Here is a 21,788-nt window from a genome sequence, read left to right as displayed (position 1 = left end):
CCGGCGATCAGCGGCAGGAGCGGGGCGAGGGGCGCATCAGGCGCCCACGCCCAGCGACTTCAGCTTGCGATGCAGCGCCGAGCGCTCCATGCCGACGAACTCCGCCGTGCGGGAGATATTGCCGCCGAACCGGTTGATCTGCGCCACGAGATATTCGCGCTCGAAGATCTCGCGCGCTTCGCGCAGCGGCAGCCCCATCAGGTGCTCGCCGCCCTGCCCGTTCGGGCGCGTCGGCACCAAGGCGCCGATCTCCGGCGGCAGCATGTCGGCGCTGATCACCGCCTCGGGCTCGCCGCCGGCCAGGATCATCAGGCGCTCGACATTGTTGCGCAGCTGGCGGACGTTGCCCGGCCATTCGTGCGACTGCAGCACCGCCATGGCGTCGTCGCCGACGATGCGGCGCTGCAGGCCCGTGGCCTGGGAGATCTGGGCCTGGAAGTGCTCGACGAGCTCCGGGATGTCCTCGCGCCGCTCGGACAGGGCGGGAACGCGGATCGGCACCACCGAGAGTCGGTGCAGCAGGTCCTCGCGGAAATGACCGTCCGCCACCTCCATCGCCAGGTCGCGCGCCGTGGAGGAGATGATACGCACATCGACATGCACCTTGGTGGCGCCGCCGACGCGGACGAAGCTCTGGTCGACCAGGACCCGCAGGATCTTGCCCTGGGTCTCGCGCGGCATGTCGGCGACCTCGTCGATGAACAGCGTGCCGCCATGCGCCTCCTCCAGCGCGCCGACCTTGCGGGTGCGGGCATCGCCCTCCACGCCGAACAGCTCCGGCTCCATGGTCTCCGGCGTCAGCGAGGCGGCGTTGACCACCACGAAAGGCCCCTTCGAACGGGTCGAAAGCTGATGGATGGTGCGGGCGGCGAGCTCCTTGCCTGCGCCGGGCGGGCCGGCGACCATGATGCGGCTGTTGGTCGGGGCAGACTTCTCGATCACCTGCCTGAGCTGGTTGACGGCCGAGGAGCGGCCGACCAGGCGCGTCGCCGTGCCCGAGATCTGGCGCAGCTCGTTCACCTCGCGCTTGAGGCGCGAGGCCTCCAGCGCCCGGTCCGCCACCAGCACCAGGCGGTCCGCCTTGAACGGCTTCTCGATGAAGTCGTAGGCGCCGCGCCGGATGGCGGCGACGGCGGTCTCGATATTGCCGTGGCCGGAGATCATCACGACGGGCACTTCGGGATGGGCGGTCTTCAGGACATCGAGCAGTTGCAGCCCGTCGAGGCGCGATCCCTGCATCCAGATATCGAGGAAGATCAGCTGGGGCCGGCGCTGCTCGACGGCCGCCAGGGCGGTGTCGGAATCCTTGGCGGTGCGCGCACCGTGGCCTTCGTCTTCGAGGATGCCGGCGACGAGGTCGCGGATATCGGCCTCATCGTCGACGATCAGGATATCGGTTGCCATCGCTTGTGCCCTATTCTGCGCCGGCGGTGAGGACCGCCTCGCTCTTGTGTTCGCCTTCGACGGGGAACCACAGGCGCAGCAAGGCGCCGCGTCCTCCCGTCGCCACGGCCGGCGCGTCGAGAAGCTCGATGCCGCCGCCGTGCTCTTCCATGATCTTGCCGACGATCGCGAGGCCGAGCCCGGTGCCCTTCTCCCGCGTGGTGACGTAGGGCTCCAGCAGCCGCTGTCGATTCTCCTTCGGCAGGCCGACGCCGTTGTCGGTCACCTCGATCGCCACGGTCGTGTCATTTCGCACAACCGAGACACTGACCTGTCCCTGTCCACGCACCTCCTCCGGCACGCCGGCGATCGCCTCGGCGGCGTTCTTGACGATGTTGGTCACCGCCTGCGACAGGAGACGCCGGTCGAAACGGGCGACGACGGGCTCGGCTGGAGCGGCGAACTCGAAATTGACCTCCGGATTGCCGACCCGCATCAGGAACACGACCTGCTTGACCATGTCGGCGAGGTCTTCGCGGGCGAAGGCGGGCTTGGGCATGCGCGCGAAGGACGAGAACTCGTCGACCATGCGCTTGATGTCGTCGACCTGCCGCACGATCGTGTCCGTGCACTGGTCGAAGACCTCGCGGTCCTCGGTGATCACCTTGCCGTATTTGCGGCGGATGCGCTCGGCCGACAGCTGGATCGGCGTCAGCGGGTTCTTGATCTCGTGGGCGATGCGCCGCGCCACGTCGGCCCAGGCGGAGCTGCGCTGCGCCACCACCAGCTCGGTGATGTCGTCGAGCGTCACGACGTAGCCGTGCTCGCGCATGGAGGATTGCTCGCTGGTGACGCGCACCATGACGTTGCGCTCGCGGGTGTCGCGCGTCAGCGCGATCTGGCCCTGCACCAGGCGCGAGCGCCCGGCGATGGCGTCGGTGAGGTAGGGCGCGAGCTCGGGCACGAGCTCGGACAGATTCTGCCCGAGCGGGGCTTCCGTGATGCCGATCAGCCGCTCGGCCACCGGGTTGAGGACGGTGACCTTGCCCTCCTCGTCGATGCCGATCACGCCGGTCGACACGCCCGACAGCACCGCCTCCATGAAGCGGCGGCGGCTGTCGAGCAGGTCGTTGGCGCCCAGCAGGTCGTTGCGCTGGCTGCGCAGCGTGTCCGTCATGTTGTTGAAGGTGGCACCGAGATTGGCAAGATCGCCCTCCCCCTTGTCAACGGGAACGCGGACATAAAGGTTGCCTTCCGCAACCTGGTCCGCCGCGTTGATCAGCCGGCGGATCGGCTCGACCAGCCGGTCGGCGAAGGCGAGGCCGATCCAGATCGCCGCCAGCAGCATCAGGAGGGCGATGATCACGAACATCACGGCGAAGGCGACCTGGACCCCGGAGCGCCTGTCCTCGAGCAGGCGGTACTCGGCAGTGCTCGCCTGGGTCTCGCGCAGATATTGGGCCACCTTCGGGTCGAACGGCCGGGCGACGAAGAGGTAGCGGTCGTCATAGGCCGAGAGCTTGACCACGGCCCCCATGACGTTGCGCGAGCCCGGGGCGATCACCACCGCGTCCTGATTGTCCGCGTCGGCGACGGCCTCGGCCGGCGGCAGCGGATATTCGAAGCCGGCGAGGATGTCGGCCCGTTCCTTGATGTCGCGCGAGCGGGTCATCAGCATCGCGCCGGGCAGGCCGCGGATGGCGCCCTGGGCCTTGAGATATTCGATGAAGCGCTGCGGGTCCGTGCCGTAGACGGGCTGGGCCCGGTTGAGATCCGAGGCCATGGCCAGCGCCTCGCCCTGGATCAGGCGGCCCTGCTCCTCGACATAGGCGTTGGCGACCACCAGCGAGGTCTCGACGATGTTGCGCACCCGCGTCGAGAACCAGTTGTCGAGACCGCGATCGAGGGTGATGAAGGCGATGGCCGAGACCAGGATCGCCGGCATGGCCGCCACGATCGAGAACAGGCCGATGATGCGCATGTGCAGCGCCGCGCCGGCCTGCCCGCGATAGCGGGCGCGGACGAGGCGGCCCACCTCGACCCCGATCAGCGCGATCAGCGCCAGGCCGAAGCCCACATTGACCGCCAGCAGCGCGATGACCACCTGGTGCGTCGGCTCGAACGGCGACAATCCGGTCAGGACTAGGAAGGTCACGACCGCCGAGGCGATGGCCAGCAGCACCAGGGCCGGCCCGACGACGCCGAGGCGCCGTGTCGGCAAGGCGGCCGGCGCCTGGGGCGCCGAACCGGATACAACCTGATCGGCCATTCCGGAGACGGACCTTCCTTCTGGGTCCGAGCGACGGACCGGTGATGCTCGCTTACACCAGTGTTGCCGAATTGCGACTACATCTTGACGTGAGCGGGGAAAATCACAGGCAGTCTGCCGTTAGGTCATCACCGAATTGTCACACTGCGCGAGCGGCCGCCATTTCTGGCGCGGGTCTGGCGGCGCCGGCCGCCTGCCGTGCACCGCCTCCGGCGCCTATGCCGCGAGCCGCAGGCCGCCGTCGCAGACGATGACCACCCCATCCATGAAGTCGGAGCAGATCAGGAAGGCGATCGCCTGGGCCACATCCTCCGGCCGGCCGATGCGCCCGACCGGCGTCCTGGCGACGTACTGGGCGAAGAGCGTCGTCTTCTGCTCCTGGGGCAGGAAGTCCCACCACGGCGTGTCGACGAGGCCCGGGGAGACGCCGTTGACGCGCAGCGGCCGCAGCTCGGCGGCGAGAGTGGGCACGAGGGCGGCGACCGCCGCGTTGGCGGCACCGATCCCGGACGTGCCGGGCACGGCCGCATGGGCCGAGACGGCCGCGACGAACACGATGCTGCCGTCCTTGCGCAGGTGGGGCATCGCCGCCTGGGCGCAGGCGAAATGCGGGAAGACTTTCTCCTCGAACCCGAGCCGCATGTCGGCTGGATCGATCGTGGCGAAGGGACCGAGACCCCTGGAGCTGCCGAGCGCCAGGACGAGATGGTCGAACGTCCCGATCTGCGCGAAGGCCCGCTGCACGCTCCCGCCGTCGGCGGCATCGATCACCACCGCCGAGACATCGCCGCCGAGCGCCTGCCGCGCCGCCTGCAATCGGGGCTCGCTGCGGCCGGCGATGGTCACGGCGAGGCCGAGCGCCATGAGGTGGCGAGCGGTCGCCAGGCCGATTCCAGACGATCCGCCGACGATGACTGCGTGCTGGGACGACATGATCCGTGCTTTCCTGGTTGCCGTGCATGGGTCATTTGCGAGGCTCAGCAGCCGGACCGCCCGGGCCGGGTCTCCGGCAGGCCGGCGAGCTGGGCGCTGAGCAGGCGCAGGCGCTCGCGGGCCGCCCCGTCATAGGCCTGGGCATGGGCACGCGAGGGCTGCAGCCCGTCGCAATAGAGGCCCGATCGACCGGACGTCCCGGGGGATGTCGCCAGCTGCAGGATCGCGTCGGCCCCCTCCTCCACCGTGCTGAGCGGCCTGACGCCGCTCGCCCGCACCATGGTCGTGTCCATGTAGCTGGCGGGATGCAGGCACGTGGCGGTGACGCCCGTGCCGTCCAGCTCCTCCGCCAGATCGAAGGTGAACATGATCTGCGCCAGCTTGCTCTGGCAGTAGGCCCGCGTGCCGCTATAGCCGCGCGTCAGCATGACGTCGGCGAAATCGATGGCCTGCTGGCCGGCGGAGGCGACGTTGACGATCCGGGCCGGGCGGCTCGCCGCCAGCAGCGGCAGCAGCAGGCGCGTCAGCAGGAAGCCCGCCAGATAGTTCACGGCAAAGCGCAGTTCGTGACCGTCCCGGCTCGTCTGCCGCCCGGGCCCCGGTCCCGCGGTGCCGATGCCGGCATTGTTGACCAGGACGTCGAGACGGTGGTGATCGCGCCGCACCGCTTCGGCCAGGGCGTGCACCTCCGACAGCGCGGAGAAATCCGCGGGATAGAAGGTCGCCGTCCCGCCGGCCCGGCGGATGCCGGCCAACAGCTCCTCGGCCCGTGGCCGGTCGCGGCCATGCACCAGCACGGTTGCGCCGTCCGCGGCGAGCCGCTCGGCCACGCGCCGCCCGACACCGTCCGTCGCCCCGGTGATCAAGACCGTCCTGCCTGTCGTCGCCATGTCCGTCCGCCTCGCGATTGCGATGGGCGCATCCTGCCAGCCTCGCGGCCGGCCAAACAGTTTCGGTGCTATCCTGGTATTGCTCCTGCTATGATGGCGGACATGAGCGACAGCACGACCATCGCGCAGGCCCGCCACCAGGAATTCGGCGCGTTCCTGCGCTCGCGCCGCGAGAGGCTCACGCCGGCGAGCGTCGGGCTGCCCGACGGCGTCCGCCGGCGCACGCCCGGGCTGCGGCGGGACGAGGTCGCGCTCCTCGCCGGGGTCGGCACCACCTGGTACACGTGGCTCGAGCAGGGACGGGACGTCCGTCCGTCGCCGGAGGTCCTCGCGGCTTTGGCGCGCGCGCTGCAGCTCGATCCGGCCGAGCGGCGGCACCTCTTCCTCCTGTCCGACAGGCCGGTGCCGGAGCCGCCCTCGACCGGCCCCGAGCGCGTCGACGAGCCGATCCTGCGCATGCTGGAGAGCCTGACCGGCCAGCCTGCCTATGTCCTCGGCCGTCGCTGGGACGTGCTCGCCTGGAACCGGGCGGCCGTGGCGCTGTTCGGCGACTATGGCCGGTTGGAGGGCGACGAGCGCAACGCCATGCATCTCGTCTTCGCCGACCCGGAGCATCGCCGCCTGCTGGTCGACTGGGCCGAGCTTGCCTCCGCCTCGCTGGGCATGTTCCGCGCCGACAGTGCCCGCTATGCCGGCGACCCGGATTTCGCGCGGCTCGTGGCGAGGCTGATGCAGGCGAGCCCGGAATTCCGGGCGTGGTGGCCCCGGCACGAGGTGCTGCGCCCCTTCACCGGGCACAAGCGCATCCGGCATCCGGAAGGCGGGCTGATGCTGTTCGAGTATACCAGCTTCGCCGCGGTCGGCGGCACGGACATGAAGCTGGTGGTCTATACCCCGCTCGCGGAAGCGGGAACCGTGGCCAAGCTCGATGCGCTGCTCCAGCGTGCCTCGGCCGGGTCCGGGATCGCCCCTGCCCGCAGCGCCGCCGGTTAGCCACCGGGGCGCCGCGGCAGGCCTCAGCGGCCGGCATAGGCGGGCGGGCGCCGTTCGATCCAGGCCGACAGTCCCTCCGCGAGGTCATGGGTCGGCGCCATGCGGGCGAACTGCTCGGCCTCCATGCGCAGGCCTTCGTCGATGCCCATGTTCAGGCCGCGCGTCACGGCGGTGATGACCGCGCCGGCGGCGAGCGGCGAATGGCGCAGGATGCGCCCGGCCAGCGCCCGCGCCGTTTCCAGCACCTCGGCGCGCGGCACGACGCGGTTGACCAGCCCGATCGCGGCGGCATGGGCGGCGTCGAAGGGATCGCCGGTCAGCAGCAGCTCCAGGGCGCGCTTGCGCCCGGCGAGGCGCGGCAGGCGCTGCGTGCCGCCGAAGGTCGGCGGCATGCCGAGCGCGATCTCCGGCTTGGCGAACAGCGCATCCTCCGCCGCGACCGCAAGATGGGCCGCCTCGGTGATCTCGCAGCCGCCGCCATAAGCGAGGCCGTTCACCGCGGCGATGACCGGCTTGGGAAAGGCTTCCAGGCGCGCCGTCAGCGCCTGGCCGCGCCGCACGAAATGGGCCAGCGCCTGCCCGGTCCCCGCCCGCAGGCTCGCGGAGAACTCGCCGATGTCGGCGCCGGCCGAGAAGGCCCGCTCGCCGGCGCCGGTGAGGATCACGGCGCCGATCCCGGCGCAGAGCTCGATCTCGTCGAGCAGCGCCATCAGCCGGTCGATCAGGGCGTAGTTCAGGGCATTCAGCTTGTCCGGCCGGTTGAGCGTCAACAGCGCGATCCGGTCTTCGACCTGCATCAGCACGATGTCGGACATGGCCTGGTCTCCTGGTGGTTTCGGCCCAGACCGTAGGAGGATCGGCGCATTGTGTATATTCACTGGTCAGTATACATCACGCGGCATGGCAGGCCCGAGTCCGACCCGCGAGCGCATCGTCGCCGCCGCGACGAAGCTGTTCTACGACGAGGGGATCCGCAGCGTCGGCGTCGACGCGGTGGCGGCGAAGGCCGGCGTCACCAAGCGCACGCTCTACTATCATTTCCGGAGCAAGGACGACCTCGTCGCCGCCTATCTCGATAGCCGCGACCAGCCCAACCTCGCCCTGTTCCAGCGCTGGTTCGCAGCGACGGACGGCGACGTCGCGGCCAGGGTCCAGGGCATCTTCACCCATCTCGCCCGCGCGGCGCGCCACCCCAGATGGAAGGGCTGCGGCTTCCTGCGCACCTCGGCCGAGCTCGCCAACCTGCCCGGCCACCCCGCCATGAAGGTCGGCGCGGCACACAAGCGCCGCCTCGAGGCCTGGCTGCGCTCCACCTTCGAGGCCGCTGGGCTTGCCGGTGCGGAACGCCTCGCCCGGCAGGTCGTTCTCCTGATGGACGGCTCCTTCGCCGTCGTCCTGCTGCACCGCGACCCGTCCTACATGGAGACGGCCGGCGAGGCGGCCCGTTCGCTCATCGAAGCGGCGCTCGGCAAGCCGCGCGCAGCCTGACCGCGGCTCCGATCAGCCGAGCGGCCGCCGGACCTCGACGGCGCTCGGCCCCTCCGCGGCGGTGAAGCGCCACGCCGCGGCACAGGCCACCGCGACCAGCGGCACGAACACCGCGAACACCCATGTGGAGGCGAAGACCGCCTCATCCGCGGTCATGCCCTCGGCCAGGCCGGCGGAATTGGCGGAGATGCCGGCGGCGGCCGCGCCGAGGGCATAGCCGATGCGCTGGACATTGGGCGCGGCGGAGGCGGCGAGGGCCTGCTCCTCGCGGGGTGCGTTCGTCACCAGCCGTCCCATCAGGAACGGCCAGAACACGCCGAATCCGGCGCCCTGCAGGAGCACGCAGAGCGACACGCCGACGAGGGACCGGCCCGGGATCGCCAGCAGGAAGCCGCAGGCGCCGGCCGCGGCCAGCCCGATGCCGAGACGGATCAGGCCCGGCTGGCGGGCGGCCGAGGCGCGCGAGACCGTCAGCGTGCCGAGGCTCCAGGCGATGGATTCGGCCGCCAGCAGCCAGCCCGCCACCAGGGGCGGCGCCTCGAACAGCACCTTGAGGATCAATGGCCCATAGACCCAGAAACCCGTGGTCGCGGCCGAGATGGTGAGCACCATCAGAAGGCCTGCGGCGACCGGATGGCCCGGCGTCAGCGTGTTGCGGGGCAGCATCCGGTCGGGCGAGCGCCGATCGGCCAACGCCGCCAGGACGAGGAGCCCGAGGCCGAGCCCGCCGAGCAGGAGCGACGGCGCCGTGCCCCTCACCTCACCGGCGGTGGCGACGGCGAGCGTCGCGGCGAACAGCAGCAGGAGCGGCAGCCAGGGCCAGCGCCCACCCGGCACCTCCGCCGCCGTTCCCGGGATCAGCGCCGCCACCGCAAGCATCAGCAGGCTCGCCTGCGCCGCGAACATCCAGAACGCGCCGCGCCAGAAGCCGAGCTCGACGAACAGGGCTCCGAGCAGCGGACCGCACAGCGCGGCCACGCTCCAGATCACCGCCTCCATGGCGATCAGCCGCGTCCACAGGTGCCGGGGGAACAGCGCCTGCGTCGCGACATAGCCGAGCGACAAGAGCATGCCGCCGCCCATGCCCTGCATCAGCCGCCCGGCCAGCATCAGCGCCATGGTCGGCGCGAGGGCAGCGACCAGGCAGCCCAGGCCATAGACCAGCATGGCGGCCAGGAATGCCGCCCTGAGGCCGAGGCGCTGGGTCGCCGCTCCGGCGGCCGCGCCGGTGACGATCGAGCCGGCCTGGTAGAGCGAGATCGTCCAGTTGATGAAGGTGAGGCCGCCGATATCGCCGATCGCCGCCGGCATCAGCGTCGCCGTCACCAGCGAATCGGCCGCATGCAGCCAGATGCCGCCGCAGATCACCGCGAAGGTCTTGAGGTGGCCGGTGGCGGCGAGCTCGCGCCAGATCGATTGCCGCTCCATGGCCATCTCCTTTTTGACAATGCCAGGCTTGCCTAATTCGAGAAATTAAGCAAGTATCAGATTGTCAAATTAGCGAGGCGGCTTGGACAAAGGCTCGGACGCGATCCTGTTCCATCTGAAGATGCACGGCACGGCCAGCGCCGAGGCCCTGGCGTCGCGCCTCGGCATCAGCGCCCAGGCGGCGCGCCAGAGCCTCGAGCGGCTGCTGCGCGACGGGCTGGTGGCTTTCGCCGACACGCCGGCCGGCCGCGGCAGGCCCCGCCGCGCCTGGTCGCTGACCGGGGCGGCGCAGGCGCGCTTTCCCGACACCCATGCCGAGCTCACGGCCGAGCTGATCGGCCTGATCCGCGACGAGTTCGGCGAAGCCGGGCTAGACGCCGTCGTGGCGCGCCGTGCCGGGCATGTCCGGGCCTATTATCGCAGCCGCTGCGGCATCAGGCCCTCGATCGAAGGCCGACTGGCGGCGCTCGCCGAGGCGCGCTCGGCCGAAGGCTACATGGCGGCCTGGACCCGGGAGCCGGACGGGTCCTTCCTGCTCGTCGAGAACCATTGCCCGATCTGCGCCGCGGCCATGGTCTGCCAAGGCTTCTGCGCCAGCGAGCTCGACCTCTTCCGCGAGGTGGTGGGCCGCGACTGGCGGGTCGAGCGCCTCGACCACATCGTCGCGGGGGCGCGGCGCTGCGCCTACCGCATCAGCGCGGCGACGCAGGCACAGCCCGCCGCATCCTGACCGGGCCCGCCCTCACCGCATGGTGCGGATGACCTGGATGTCGAGGTCGCGGATCTTCTTGCGCAGGGTGTTGCGGTTGACGCCGAGCAGCTCTGCCGCCTTGATCTGGTTGCCGCGGGTCGCCGCCAGCGCCGCGCCGATCAGCGGCTCCTCCACATCCTTGAGGATGCGGTGGTAGAGGCCGGGCGGCGGCAGGTCGTCGCCGAACTTGCCGAAATAGCGCGCCATGTGCCGCTCGACCGAGGCCGACAGCGTCTCGTCGGCCAGCGACTCGCCTTCCAGCGGCATGGATTCCGGCGTCGACAGTTCCTGGTCGACGATCGAGGCGGTGATCGTCTCCTGGGGATAGAGCGCGGCCAGGCGCCGCACCAGGTTCTCCAGCTCGCGGACATTGCCGGGCCAGCGATGGCGCTTCATCCGCTCCATCGCCGAAGGGTCGATGTGCTTGACCGGCAGGCCCTCGCGCTCGCCGAGCTTGAAGAAATGGCGCACGAGATCGGGCACGTCCTCGGCCCGCTCGCGCAGCGGCGGCAGGCGCAGCGGCACCACGTTCAGGCGGAAGAACAGGTCTTCCCGGAAGAAGCCCTGCTGGATCAGGATGCGCAGGTCTTTGTTGGTGGCGGCGACGATGCGCACATCCGTCTTGATCGGCGTGCGCCCGCCCACGGTGGTGTATTCGCCCTGCTGCAGCACGCGCAGCAGCCGCGTCTGCGCCTCCATCGGCATGTCGCCGATCTCGTCGAGGAACAGCGTGCCCCCCTCGGCCTGCTCGAAACGGCCGGCCGAGCGGCTGTTGGCGCCGGTGAAGGCGCCCTTCTCGTGGCCGAACAGCTCCGATTCGATCAGGTCGCGCGGGATCGCCGCCATGTTGATGGCGACGAAGGCGCCGTTGCGCCGCTTGCCGTAGTCGTGCAGGGCGCGGGCGACGAGCTCCTTGCCGGTGCCGGATTCGCCGTTGATCATCACCGTGAGGTCGGTCTGCATCAGCCGGGCGAGGACCCGGTAGATCTCCTGCATCGCCGCCGAGCGGCCGACCAGGGGCATCGCCTCCACGTCCTCCTGCTGGCGGACGGGAGCCTTGTTGCGCGGCTCGGTCAGGGCCCGGCCGACGATGGCGATCAGCTCCTTCAGGTCGAAGGGCTTGGGCAGATAGTCGTAGGCCCCCTTCTCCGAGGCCCGGATCGCCGTCATCAGCGTGTTCTGGGCGCTCATCACCACCACGGGCAGCTCGGGCCGCAGCTTCTTGATGCGCGGCAGCATGTCGAAGGCGTTCTCGTCCGGCATCACCACGTCGGTGATGACGAGATCGCCCTCCCCCTGGCTGACCCAGCGCCAGAGCGTGGTGGCATTGCCGGTCGACCGCACCTCGTAACCCGCCCGCGACAGCGCCTGGTTGAGCACCGTGCGGATGGCGGCGTCGTCGTCCGCGACCAGAATGCTGCCTGACTGCATCGCCATGTCCTGTAACCGCCTTATGATCCGCGCTCGGCCCGATACATCGGGAGGAGAATTCGAAACGTGGTGCGCCGCGGCTGGCTGTCGCATTCGACGATGCCGCCGTGATCGCCGACGATCTTGGCCACCAGCGCCAGGCCGAGCCCGGTCCCCGTGGCCTTGGTGGTGACGAAGGGATCGAAGAGATGCGGGATGAGGTCGGCCGGGACCCCCGGCCCATTGTCCCGGATGCACACTTCCAGCGGCAGGCTGATGCGCGAAGCCGAGCCGGCCACCGTGAGCTTCACCCCGGGCTTGAAGCCCGTGGTCAGCACGATCTCGCCGTCGGGCTGGCCGTCGATCGCCTCGGCCGCGTTCTTCACCAGGTTCAGCACCACCTGGATCAGCTGGTCCTTGTTGGCGTGCACCGAGGGCAGGGACGGGTCGTATTCCTCCAGGAAGCGGATGTGGCGGGCGAAGCCCGACTGGGCCAGCTTCTTCACGTGCTCCAGCACCACGTGGATGTTGACGGATTCGCGGGCCACGGGCCGCTCGTCCGAGAACACCTCCATGCGGTCGACCAGCTTGACGATCCGGTCGGCCTCGTCGCAGATCAACTGGGTCAGCGCCCGGTCCTGGTCGTCGACCGACTGCTCCAGGAGCTGCGCCGCGCCGCGGATGCCCGAGAGCGGGTTCTTGATCTCGTGGGCGAGCATGGCCGCCAGGGCCGTCACCGAGCGGGCCGCGCCGCGGTGGGTGAGCTGGCGGTCCATCTTGTCGGCGATGGTGCGCTCCTGCAGCATCACCACCACGCCGCCGGACCGGTCGAGGAACGGCGCCACCTGGATGTCGACCGGCCGCTCGCCGCCGATGCGCGAGGAGCCGATATCGACACGGTACTCGTTGACCGGCGCGCCGCGGTCGCGCACCTGCTCGATCAGGGCCAGCAGCGGCGAGTCGAAGGGCAGCAGGTCCTTCAGATGATAGCGGCGCATCACCGGCGCGCTGATCTCGAAAAAAGCCTCCGCCGCGATGTTGGCGTCCGTGATGCGTCCCTCGGCGTTGACGGAGAGCACCGCATGCGGCAGCGCGTTCAGCGCCGCATCGTGGTTGGGCAGGTTGGCGGACATGTCGCTCATGCCGCGGCCCTCAGCCCGAGACTGTCGAAGAAGCGGGTGAAGTCGGCTTCCACCCCGGCCGGCTCCTCGCCGGTCAGGACCCGCGCGCGTAGCCGCTCGTCGCCGCCGCCGGCGCTCTCCTGCGCCGCGGCCATGGTCGAGGCCAGATGCTTGCGGGCGTGGCGCACGCCGGCCGCCGCGCCGTAGAGGCCGAGCAGGCCGCGATAATGCTCCAGCGCCAGGTCGCGCTGCACGGCCGGCGGCGGCGGCGGCGGCTGGCGGCCGGTCCTCAGCCCCTCGGCGATCGCGCCCGGCAGCCAGGGACGCCCCTGCGCGGCGCGGCCGACCATCACGGCATCGGCGCCGGAACCGGCCAGCATGTCCCGGGCATCGCCGAGCGAACGGCAATCGCCGTTGGCGACGACCGGAATGGCGACGGCCTCCTTGACCCGGCGGATCGCCGGCCAGTCGGCCCTGCCCTTGTAGAACTGGTTGCGGGTGCGCCCGTGCACCGTGACCATGGCGACGCCCGCCGCTTCGGCGCGGCGCGCCAGCTCCGGCGCGTTGAGGCAGTCGGTGTCCCAGCCGAGCCGCATCTTGACGGTGACGGGCACGGCGACGGCGGCGACGGTGGCCTCGATCAGCGTCAGCGCATGGTCGAGGTCGCGCATCAGCGCCGAGCCGGACCAGCCGCCGGTGACGCGCTTGGCCGGGCAGCCCATGTTGATGTCGATGATATCGGCGCCGGAGGCTTCCGCCACCACGGCGGCCGCGGCCATCCAGCGGGGCTCGCGGCCGGCGAGCTGCACCACGTGCAGCCCCTCCCCCGGAGCCTCGGCGCGCAGCCGCGCCTCCTCGTCGCCCGTCGCCAGGAGGTCGCTGGCGACCATCTCCGACACGACCAGGCCGGCACCCTGCCGCCGGGCGATGCGCCGGAAGGCGGCGTCCGTCACGCCCGACATCGGGGCCAGCAGCACGCCGTTCTCGACCTGCACCCGTCCGATCGCGAAGCCGCGTCCGGCGCCGGAACTCTTCGTGTCAACCGCTGGCGCGGCCGGTGTGCCTGACATAGGCGCGGGACTCCATCTGTGCCCACAACTTAGCCAGTGCACGCGTCCGCATCAAGGACAAACCGCCTGTTTTCCGTGCATGCCCCTAAAACGGGCAGTGCATGCCTCCATCGTCAATGCGCCGCCAGGAAGGCCCGGGCGGCGCGCTGGGCTTCGGCGATGGCCGCGACGGTCATCTCGGCCGCGATCTCCCCGCGCATGCGCGCCGCATCGGGAGCGCCCTTGGCGGCGGCGATGTTGAAGAACTTGTGCGCCTCGACGAGGTCGACATGGCCCGAACGGCCGGCGGCACATTGGATGCCGAGATCATAGAACATCTCGGCGGTGAAGGCGCAACCCGCCATGGCGGCGAGGTCCGGCGAAGCGATCTCGAAGCGAGCCATTGTCCGTCTCCCGTCTCGGCGCGGGCGCTTCTGCCGCCCCCGTCGCCCGATGAAGGCCGATGCCTTCCTGAGCACCAGAGTGCTGGAGGCGGCTGAATCGCCACTTAAAAGTATTCGTGAATCAGCCTCTAATGAAACTCAAATGCAGTATGAATTTTGCAAAGCATAAACTCTGATCCTTCACGAAGACCGGGACGAAGGTTAACATCGGCGCCCTGCCCTCGCCGCCACGTCAACGAATTGCAAACCACGATTCCAGGAAGGATTCCCGCCTCCGCCCGCAGGCCTCGTGGAGCAGACGCCCGCTGCTCCGGCATGACGCCGCGCCGGCCGGCGAACCGGTCGCAGGGAAAGGACGGACGGAGCGGCGCCCGACGGACCGCCCCGCTCGCCGGGCTACCGCGCTCAGCGCGCCCTCTGGCCGAACAGGACCGCCTGCGCCGCCTTGTCGGTGGCCAGATTGCTCTTGCCGGCATCCTCGGTCGTCACCGCCAGCCCGCGCTGCACCGCCGGGCGCGCCAGCAGCGTCTCGAGCCAGCGCTTGAAATGCGGAAACTCGTTGAGGTCCTGGCCCTGCCGCTCCCAGCCCCGCGCCCAGCCGAGACAGGCCATGTCGGCAATCGAATAGTCGCCGGCCAGGAACGCGCGGTCGGCCAGCCGCCTGTTCATCACGCCGTAGAGGCGGTTGACCTCGTTGGTGTAGCGGTTGACGGCATAAGGAATCTTCTCCGGCGCATAGAGCCGGAAATGGTTGGCCTGCCCGGCCATCGGCCCGAGCCCGCCCATCTGCCAGAACAGCCACTGGTCGACCTCGACCCGCGTCCGCTCGTCGGCAGGATAGAAGCGGCCGGTCTTGCGGCCGAGATACTGCAGGATGGCCCCGGATTCGAACACCGAGATCGGCGCACCGCCGGGCCCGTCATGATCGACGATCGCCGGCATGCGGTTGTTGGGCGAGATCGCCAGGAAGTCCGGCTTGAACTGGTCGCCCTTGCCGATGTTGACGGGAATGACCCTGTAGGCAAGCCCAACCTCCTCCAGGAAGATCGTGATCTTGTAGCCGTTCGGCGTGGGCCAGAAATAGAGATCGATCGGTGCGGTGTCGGCCATGGCGGCGCTCCCGTTGCTCGGCGCCTCTCGACATAGGCTCGACAACGGGCGCCTTCAACGCCGTTGATCGACAAATATCGAACAACTTCCCCTTGTCATCGCCCGTCAGTTACACGCAGAAACATTGCGGCCACAATTGGCTCAAACACAGGCAAAATTCGGCCCATAAAATGACGCAGTTGGACCTTCACACTGCGTCAACAGACACGTTGAAATAGAAGATCCCACCGAACCATCCCATTCCGATTATCGCCGATCTAAAAGCCGCCGCAATTCGGCTTTCGACAAGCAGTGCCCGTGCTCTTGCAACCTGATGATGGTTGCAAGCAAGGTTGTTGTCTGGGAGTCAGCTTCCGATCGGAAGATGAAACTCGGCGCCACCCGTCCGACCGCACGGGTACTTCAGGCGCATACGCTGCGTCAGCCGAGAAGTGCAGGTGCTGCCGAGTGGGCGCACCCGACCCACCCACGCCTGCGATCGTCATTCCCAAACCGGAGAGCCCCATGCAAAAGCCCTTGGCCCTCGTCGGCCTCGCCGTCCTCGGCGCGAGTCTGTCGGGGTGTGCGACACCGACAGACCGTTCGGCCAGCTTCACGCGAACGACGATCAGCGGTCGAGAAATTCGGGTCCAGACGGCCCATGAGGTCAATCCGGATTGCTCCCTCCTCCGTATTCCAGTCGTGCAAATCATGACAAAGCCGAACAACGGGACACTCCGCATCGTTCAAGAAGCAAGTTATCCTCAATTCCCGAAGATAAATCCTCGTTGGAAATGCAACAGTGAAAAAATCTCAGGTGTATCCGTCTATTACAAGCCCAATCCTGGCTTCGCGGGATCGGATGATGCTGTCCTTCGTCTGAGCTATAGTGACGGCGTAGTAGCAACCAACACAATCCATGTCGACGTGAAGTGAGTGCGCGCTTCCGCCTCTGATCGCATCGACAAGATCCCCACCAACAGACGGTCTGCTGCGCGAGGTACCACTCACGACTTCCCCTGCTGCCAGGCCTGCAGGGCCGTCAGCGTGTCGGCGCCGTAGCTGCCGTCCGGCCGGCGCTTGAGCAGGCCGGCGGCGGCGAGGTGCCGCTCGACGGCCAGGCGCATTTGCGGCGTCAGCGAGCCCTGCCACTTGTCGACGAGCAGGCTGCGCGCCACCGGCGATCCGCCGCGCAGGGCATCGAGCCCGTAGGCCGCGGCCTTGTCCGGGTCGCGGGCGGCGCCACCGGCGCCGACCATCAGGAACGGCATGAGGCTGGCCTTGGCGTTGACGCTGCCGAGCGCCACCGCCTTCTCGAAGCGCCGGCGCGCCTCGCCGAGGTCGCGTGGCCCGCCGATGCCGTTCGCGGCCATGTTGCCGAGCATGACCTCGCCGTCGGCGTCGCCCAGGTCCGCCGCCCGCTCGAACAGGCGGCGGGCGGTGCGGAAATCCTTGACCGCGCCGGTGCCGCCGAGCAGCACGTAGCCGACGCGCAGCATGGTCGGGGTGTGCTCGGTCTCGAGCAGCTTGTCGAGCCAGACCTTGGCCTGGCCGGCGTCCTTGGGCACGCCGGTGCCCTGGAGGTAGAGCGTCGCGAGGAAGCCCATGGCCTGGGGATCGCCGGTGTCCGCGGCCTTGCGGTACCACAGCGCCGCCTGTGCCGCGTCGCGCGGACGGCCGACGCCCTTCTCGAACTCGATGGCGACGTCGCGCATGGCGACGACGTTGCCGGCGGCCGCGGCCTGGTCGAACAGCGCCACGGCGCGACCGACGTCCCTCGGGCCACCCTCGCCGGTCTCCAGCATCAGCGCAAGGTCGGTCATGGCCGAGACCGACCCGGCCGCCGCCGCCTTCTCCCGGTTCGCTCGTGCCTCCTCGCTGTTGCCGGAGGCATCGAGGGCGCGGGCGAGCTGGAACAGGAGGCGGCGCTCGCCCGGTGCGGCCGCCACGGCCGTCCGGCAGGCGGCCACCGCCGCCAGCGGATCGATGCGGTTGAAGGCGACGCCCGGCACGCCGGACGGGCGATCGACGTCCTCCGAAGACGCCGCCGCCTTGTCGCAGGCCGCCACCGCCGCCTCGGCCGCCGCGTCGAGCGTGACGCTCGCCGGCGGCGCGACGACGGCAACTTGCGTGGGCGCGGCGGGCGTTACCGGCGCCCCGCCCTCCCCCTTGCCGCCGGCGAAGTAGAAGTCGCCGAGGATCGATAGCGACACTTCCGGCAGCTGGCGGCCGCCGGTGGCCTCGTGCACGTCTCTGGCGACGTGCCGGAACAGGCTGCCGACCTCCAGGCCCGGCGTGCCGACCTCCTTGAGGAAGGCACTGGCGAAGGGGCTGTTGCGTCCTTCGCCGTCGGCAGCCACGGCACCGGGCTGCGTGGCATAGGCGATGACCGTGCCGGATGTCTCTTGGATGCGGGCGAGGCCGCGGCTGAGGCCGAGCGAGCGGGAAGGCCCGATGCGAGCCTGCAGCTGCTGCGCCAGCGGATTGTCGCGGCAGGCGTCGAGCATCAGGATGCGGATGCCGCTGGCGCGCTGCAGGTCGGCGAGGACATCGTCGACCCTGGCCATCTCGTAGGTGACGTCCTCCTCGCTTTCGAGCTTGGCATCCACGGGCATGAGATAGTTCGAGCCCTGGAACTGCATGCCGTGGCCGCCATAGTAGAACAGCGCCGCATCGGCGCCGGCGGCCTCGTGGGCGAAGCGCCGGAAGGCATCGTCCATGCCGCGCTTGTCGAGGTCGTAGCCCTCGATCACGGCGAATCCGACCGTCTTCAGCGCCCGCGCCACGTCGGCGGCATCGTTGCGCGGGTTGGGCAGCGGCACCGTGTTGCGGTAGGCCGAGTTGCCGATGACCAGCGCCACGCGCCGTTCGGCAAGGGCGGCGCTCGGTGCCGCCAGCAGGACCAGCAGCGCCACGAGGCGCAGGACAGGACGAAGCAGCATCGCCGGCCTCCTCTCGTTCCACGAGTTGGATGCCATGGGTGCGACGTCACAGTCCAGCACGCTGTCCCGGAGGGAACAACCGCCCCGGATGCCGGTCAGATCCCCAGCTTGCTCTTCAGGAGATCGTTCACCGCCTGCGGCGCCGCCTTGCCGCCGGTCTGCTTCATCACCTGGCCGACGAACCAGCCGAGCATGGTGGGCTTCGCCTTCACCTGCTCGACCTTGTCCGGGTTGGCGGCGATCACCGCGTCGACCGCCGCCTCGATGGCGCCCGTATCGGTGACCTGCTTCATGCCGCGGGCCTCGACCAGGGCGCTGGGGTCGCCGCCCTCGCTCCACACGATCTCGAACAGGTCCTTGGCGATCTTGCCGGAGATGGTGCCGTCGGCGATGAGGTCGACGATGCCGCCGAGCTGCGCCGCCGAGACGGGTGAGGCCGTGATGTCCTGGCCTTCCCTATTGAGGCGGCCGAACAGCTCGTTGATCACCCAGTTGGCGGCCGCCTTGCCGTCTCGCCCTTTCGCCACGTCCTCGTAGAAGTCGGCGGATTCGCGCTCGGCGACCAGCACGCCGGCATCATAGGGCGAAAGGCCGTACTCGGCGATGAAGCGGGCCTTCTTGGCATCGGGCAGTTCCGGCAGGTCGATGGCCAGCGCGTCGACATAGGCCTGGTCGAACTCCAGCGGCAGGAGATCCGGGTCGGGGAAATAGCGATAGTCGTGCGCCTCCTCTTTGGTGCGCATCGAGCGCGTCTCGCCCTTGCCGGGATCGTAGAGGCGCGTCTCCTGCTCGATCGTGCCGCCGTCCTCCAGGATGGCGATCTGGCGCCGCGCCTCGGCCTCGATCGCCTGGCCGATGAAGCGGATCGAGTTGACGTTCTTGATCTCGCAGCGCGTGCCGAAGGGCGCCCCGGGCCGGCGCACCGAGACGTTGACGTCGGCGCGCAGGCTGCCCTTGTCCATGTCGCCGTCGCAGGTGCCGAGATAGCGCATGATCGTGCGCAGCTTGGTCACGTAGGCGCGCGCCTGGTCGGACGAGCGCAGGTCGGGCTTGGAGACGATCTCCATCAGGGCGACGCCCGAGCGGTTGAGGTCGACGAAGGACATGGAGGGGTGCTGGTCGTGCAGCGACTTGCCCGCGTCCTGCTCCAGGTGCAGGCGCTCGATGCCGACCGTCAGCGTCTCGCCGGTCTCCGGCACCTCGACGATGACGGTGCCCTCGCCGACGATCGGCTGCTTGTACTGGCTGATCTGGTAGCCCTGCGGCAGGTCGGGATAGAAATAGTTCTTCCGGTCGAAGACGGACTTGTGGTTGATCCTCGCCTCGAGGCCGAGCCCGGTGCGGATCGCCTGGCGCACGCATTCCTCGTTGATGACGGGCAGCATGCCGGGCATGGCCGCATCGACCAGCGAGACATGGCTGTTGGGCTCGGCACCGAAGCCGGTGGAGGCCCCGGAGAACAGCTTGGCCTGCGAGGTGACCTGCGCATGCACCTCCAGGCCGATCACCAGCTCCCAGTCGCCCGTGGCGCCCTTGATGATCTTCTTGGGGTCGACGACGGCGGTCATGGACAAGGCTCCGGGCACGAAATTCGGCTCTCGCGCCCCCGAATAGAGGGTCGGGCGCGCGCTATCAAGATTGCCCGCCCCCCGCCGGGGCAATTCCGCCCTCCGCCACCGGCTCGTCTGCGGCCTCGGTGCGCCCCCAGGCTTCGCTGAACACCAGATCGTCCAGCGGCAGACGCTTGGCCCAGCGGCGCACCTCGAGCTCCGGCCGGTCGTGGAGGCGGTCGACATAGCCGACGCAGAGATAGGCGACGATGGCGATGCCGGCGGGAATCCCGAGGATCGCGCGCATGCGGCCTTCGTCGAAGATCGACACCCAGCCGACGCCGATGCCTTCGGCCCGGGCCGCCAGCCAGAGGTTCTGCACGGCGCAGACGGTGGAATAGAGGTCCATGTCCGGGTTGTGGGTGCGCCCGAGCACCACGGGGCCGCCGCGCGCGCGGTCGCAGGTGACGCAGATGTTGAGCGGCGCCGTGCGGATGCCCTCCAGCTTCAGCGCCCGGTAGAGCGCCGCGCGCTCGCCGGTGAACAGCGCCGCCGCCTCGGCATTGGCCGCCTCGAAGGCCTGTCGCACCCGCTCGCGCGTGTCCGGCGAGCGGATCATGAGAAAGTTCCAGGGCTGCATCAGCCCCACCGAGGGCGCGTGATGGGCCGCTTCCAGCAGCCGCCGGACCACCGCGTCGGGCACCGGCCGCGGCAGGAACTCGCCGCGCACGTCGCGGCGCGTCTCGATGGCACGGTAGAGCGCCGCGCGCTCGGCATCGCTGAACGGGCCGGCCGCGGCGAGGCCGGCGGAAACGGCGGATTCGGACTGAGGCATCGGTTTCCCCACCATGCCGGCGCGCCCGTCCCGCCGTCCGCGCGGAAAGGGCCTTTTCGTCTGGCCGGTCTTCCGGCTCCGGATCCGCCCGCTGCGACGCCTTCCCGGCCATGCACAATTTCCGGTCCGCCCGCAGGGCGGACTTCGGAAATTGTGCCGGAGCCAGTGGCCTGTTGTCGCAGCGGTCCCCGTCACGGCGTTGGGCACGTCGCGGACTTGCACCGCGTTCCCGATTCTCCCGCTCGCGCGGGCACCAGACGAGCATGACGTGCCACGCCGCGGCGGCGGGCGCAAGCGCGCCGATCCGCTCGGCGGTTGCGGTCCGGCTTCGGGCGGGCATAGTGGACGTGGTCCCGCCACGATGACGCCGATGTCCCCTCAAGCGAGCGCCTCCGTCCCCGTCCTGCAATCCGCCCGTCTCACCCTGCGCGGCCATGGCGTCGAGGATTTTCCGGCCATGATGACGATGTGGGCGGACCCGGAGGTGACGCGCTTCATCGGCGGGCGGCCGTCAAGCCGCGAGGAGGTGTGGGCGCGGCTCCTGCGCTATGCCGGCCATTGGTCGCTGCTCGGCTATGGCTACTGGGCGATCCTGGAGACGGCGACCGGCCGCTTCGCCGGCGAGGCCGGCTTCGCCGATTTCCGGCGCGACATCGAGCCGAGCCTCGACGGCGTGCCGGAAGCGGGCTGGGTGCTGGCGCCCTGGGCCCAGGGCCACGGCTTCGGCACCGAGGCGATGCGCGAGGTCCTGGCCTGGGGCGAACGGCATTTCGGCACGGCGCGGAGCATCTGCCTGATCAACCCGGCCAACCTGCGCTCCATCCGCATGGCGGAGCGGTGCGGCTATCGTCCGTCGGCCCACCTCGCCTACAAGGGCGAGCGCACCACGCTGTTCCGGCGTGACGCCCCCGGCTGATGCCGCCGTGCGACAGGCTGTGGGCGGAGTCGGGTGCAGCGCAGCAAGCCTCTTGCGATTCAGCGCAATCACCGTCAGCTTTAGGGTGTCGTCAACCAGCGAAAGGAGGTGATCCAGTGTCTCATCGGTGTGAAGTCCGGTCCTCGGCGCTCTGGATCCTTACTCTGCGCGAGGTCCGCGGCGCCTGACGCCGGTTGGCCGTCGAGGCCGGACCAGACCCGAATTTCAAGGCAAGGCCGGAGGCGGACCGACATGGTCCGCCTCCGTTGCGTTCGGAGGCCGCCGCGGACGCTCTTCGGACGATCGGGCGCCGCGAGGCGATGCCACCGTCGACGGT

General features: G+C 69.6%; 19 protein-coding genes and 1 riboswitch. Of the genes, 5 read left to right on the top strand and 14 right to left on the bottom strand.

Features of this window, described 5'->3' with window-relative positions:
• Positions 1–36: 36 nt before the first annotated feature.
• From ntrX to QO011_RS08655, 4 genes are all read right to left on the bottom strand, one after another.
• Positions 37–1,404, bottom strand: coding sequence for a nitrogen assimilation response regulator NtrX (ntrX, locus tag QO011_RS08670; RefSeq protein WP_307270344.1), 1,368 nt, complete (start codon positions 1,402–1,404; stop codon positions 37–39).
• A gap of 10 nt (positions 1,405–1,414) precedes the next feature.
• A complete protein-coding gene (locus QO011_RS08665) occupies positions 1,415–3,652 on the bottom strand; it encodes a sensor histidine kinase NtrY-like (protein ID WP_307270341.1) in 2,238 nt (745 codons plus the stop codon).
• Positions 3,653–3,868: 216 nt separating this feature from the next.
• Positions 3,869–4,585 (bottom strand): SDR family oxidoreductase, encoded by a 717-nt coding sequence (locus QO011_RS08660; RefSeq protein ID WP_307270340.1) that lies wholly within the window; start codon positions 4,583–4,585, stop codon positions 3,869–3,871.
• A 44-nt stretch (positions 4,586–4,629) separates the two neighbouring features.
• Positions 4,630–5,475 carry an SDR family NAD(P)-dependent oxidoreductase gene (locus QO011_RS08655; RefSeq protein ID WP_307270337.1) on the bottom strand — a complete coding sequence of 282 codons (846 nt, stop codon included), beginning with the start codon at positions 5,473–5,475 and terminating at the stop codon, positions 4,630–4,632.
• Positions 5,476–5,565: 90 nt separating this feature from the next.
• Between QO011_RS08655 and QO011_RS08650 the strand changes: the two genes are divergently transcribed.
• Positions 5,566–6,468, top strand: a complete 903-nt coding sequence (locus QO011_RS08650; RefSeq protein WP_370881923.1) for a helix-turn-helix transcriptional regulator — start codon at positions 5,566–5,568, stop codon at positions 6,466–6,468.
• Between the two features lie 23 nt (positions 6,469–6,491).
• Here QO011_RS08650 and QO011_RS08645 read toward each other — a convergent pair whose 3' ends face one another.
• Positions 6,492–7,283: a crotonase/enoyl-CoA hydratase family protein gene (locus tag QO011_RS08645; protein WP_307270333.1), complete on the bottom strand. Its 792-nt coding sequence runs from the start codon at positions 7,281–7,283 to the stop codon at positions 6,492–6,494.
• An 85-nt stretch (positions 7,284–7,368) separates the two neighbouring features.
• Between QO011_RS08645 and QO011_RS08640 the strand changes: the two genes are divergently transcribed.
• Entirely contained in the window at positions 7,369–7,956 is a 588-nt protein-coding gene (locus QO011_RS08640) for a TetR/AcrR family transcriptional regulator (protein WP_307270331.1), read from the top strand.
• Positions 7,957–7,968: 12 nt separating this feature from the next.
• Here QO011_RS08640 and QO011_RS08635 read toward each other — a convergent pair whose 3' ends face one another.
• Entirely contained in the window at positions 7,969–9,384 is a 1,416-nt protein-coding gene (locus QO011_RS08635) for an MFS transporter (RefSeq protein WP_307270329.1), read from the bottom strand.
• Positions 9,385–9,466: 82 nt separating this feature from the next.
• Between QO011_RS08635 and QO011_RS08630 the strand changes: the two genes are divergently transcribed.
• The gene (locus QO011_RS08630) at positions 9,467–10,114 is read left to right on the top strand and encodes a helix-turn-helix transcriptional regulator (RefSeq protein WP_307270324.1); all 648 of its coding nucleotides are present in this window, start codon (positions 9,467–9,469) and stop codon (positions 10,112–10,114) included.
• A gap of 12 nt (positions 10,115–10,126) precedes the next feature.
• Here the strand turns inward: QO011_RS08630 and ntrC are convergent, their stop codons facing one another.
• The 5 genes from ntrC to QO011_RS08605 all read right to left on the bottom strand — a co-directional run bounded on the left by ntrC (position 10,127) and on the right by QO011_RS08605 (position 15,229).
• On the bottom strand, positions 10,127–11,566 hold the full coding sequence (gene ntrC, locus QO011_RS08625; protein ID WP_307270322.1) for a nitrogen regulation protein NR(I): 1,440 nt from the start codon (positions 11,564–11,566) through the stop codon (positions 10,127–10,129).
• A 20-nt stretch (positions 11,567–11,586) separates the two neighbouring features.
• A complete protein-coding gene (locus QO011_RS08620) occupies positions 11,587–12,687 on the bottom strand; it encodes a two-component system sensor histidine kinase NtrB (RefSeq protein ID WP_307270320.1) in 1,101 nt (366 codons plus the stop codon).
• Positions 12,684–13,736, bottom strand: coding sequence for a tRNA dihydrouridine synthase DusB (gene dusB / locus QO011_RS08615; RefSeq protein WP_307270318.1), 1,053 nt, complete (start codon positions 13,734–13,736; stop codon positions 12,684–12,686). The genes QO011_RS08620 and dusB overlap by 4 nt, the downstream gene beginning before the upstream one ends.
• A 113-nt stretch (positions 13,737–13,849) precedes the next feature.
• On the bottom strand, positions 13,850–14,119 hold the full coding sequence (locus tag QO011_RS08610; RefSeq protein WP_307270316.1) for a sel1 repeat family protein: 270 nt from the start codon (positions 14,117–14,119) through the stop codon (positions 13,850–13,852).
• Between the two features lie 405 nt (positions 14,120–14,524).
• Positions 14,525–15,229, bottom strand: coding sequence for a glutathione S-transferase N-terminal domain-containing protein (locus tag QO011_RS08605; RefSeq protein ID WP_307270314.1), 705 nt, complete (start codon positions 15,227–15,229; stop codon positions 14,525–14,527).
• 504 nt (positions 15,230–15,733) lie between these two features.
• On the opposite strand from QO011_RS08605, the gene QO011_RS08600 reads away from it, so the two are divergent.
• A complete protein-coding gene (locus tag QO011_RS08600; protein WP_307270311.1) occupies positions 15,734–16,144 on the top strand; it encodes a hypothetical protein in 411 nt (136 codons plus the stop codon).
• Between the two features lie 71 nt (positions 16,145–16,215).
• On the opposite strand, the gene QO011_RS08595 is transcribed toward QO011_RS08600, so the two are convergent.
• The 3 genes from QO011_RS08595 to bluB all read right to left on the bottom strand — a co-directional run bounded on the left by QO011_RS08595 (position 16,216) and on the right by bluB (position 20,535).
• Positions 16,216–18,150: a caspase family protein gene (locus QO011_RS08595; RefSeq protein WP_307270309.1), complete on the bottom strand. Its 1,935-nt coding sequence runs from the start codon at positions 18,148–18,150 to the stop codon at positions 16,216–16,218.
• A gap of 95 nt (positions 18,151–18,245) precedes the next feature.
• A complete protein-coding gene (gatB, locus tag QO011_RS08590; RefSeq protein ID WP_307270307.1) occupies positions 18,246–19,718 on the bottom strand; it encodes an Asp-tRNA(Asn)/Glu-tRNA(Gln) amidotransferase subunit GatB in 1,473 nt (490 codons plus the stop codon).
• Positions 19,719–19,782: 64 nt separating this feature from the next.
• Positions 19,783–20,535, bottom strand: coding sequence for a 5,6-dimethylbenzimidazole synthase (gene bluB, locus QO011_RS08585; RefSeq protein ID WP_307270304.1), 753 nt, complete (start codon positions 20,533–20,535; stop codon positions 19,783–19,785).
• Positions 20,536–20,580: 45 nt separating this feature from the next.
• Positions 20,581–20,808, bottom strand: a riboswitch (cobalamin riboswitch).
• A 97-nt stretch (positions 20,809–20,905) separates the two neighbouring features.
• Here bluB and QO011_RS08580 point away from each other — a divergent pair.
• Positions 20,906–21,451, top strand: coding sequence for a GNAT family N-acetyltransferase (locus QO011_RS08580; protein WP_307270302.1), 546 nt, complete (start codon positions 20,906–20,908; stop codon positions 21,449–21,451).
• Positions 21,452–21,788 lie beyond the last annotated feature (337 nt).

This window comes from Labrys wisconsinensis (genome assembly GCF_030814995.1).
Taxonomy (GTDB): domain Bacteria; phylum Pseudomonadota; class Alphaproteobacteria; order Rhizobiales; family Labraceae; genus Labrys; species Labrys wisconsinensis.
The sequence above is the reverse complement of the archived record's forward strand: the minus strand, read 5'-3'. Positions and strand labels throughout refer to the sequence as shown.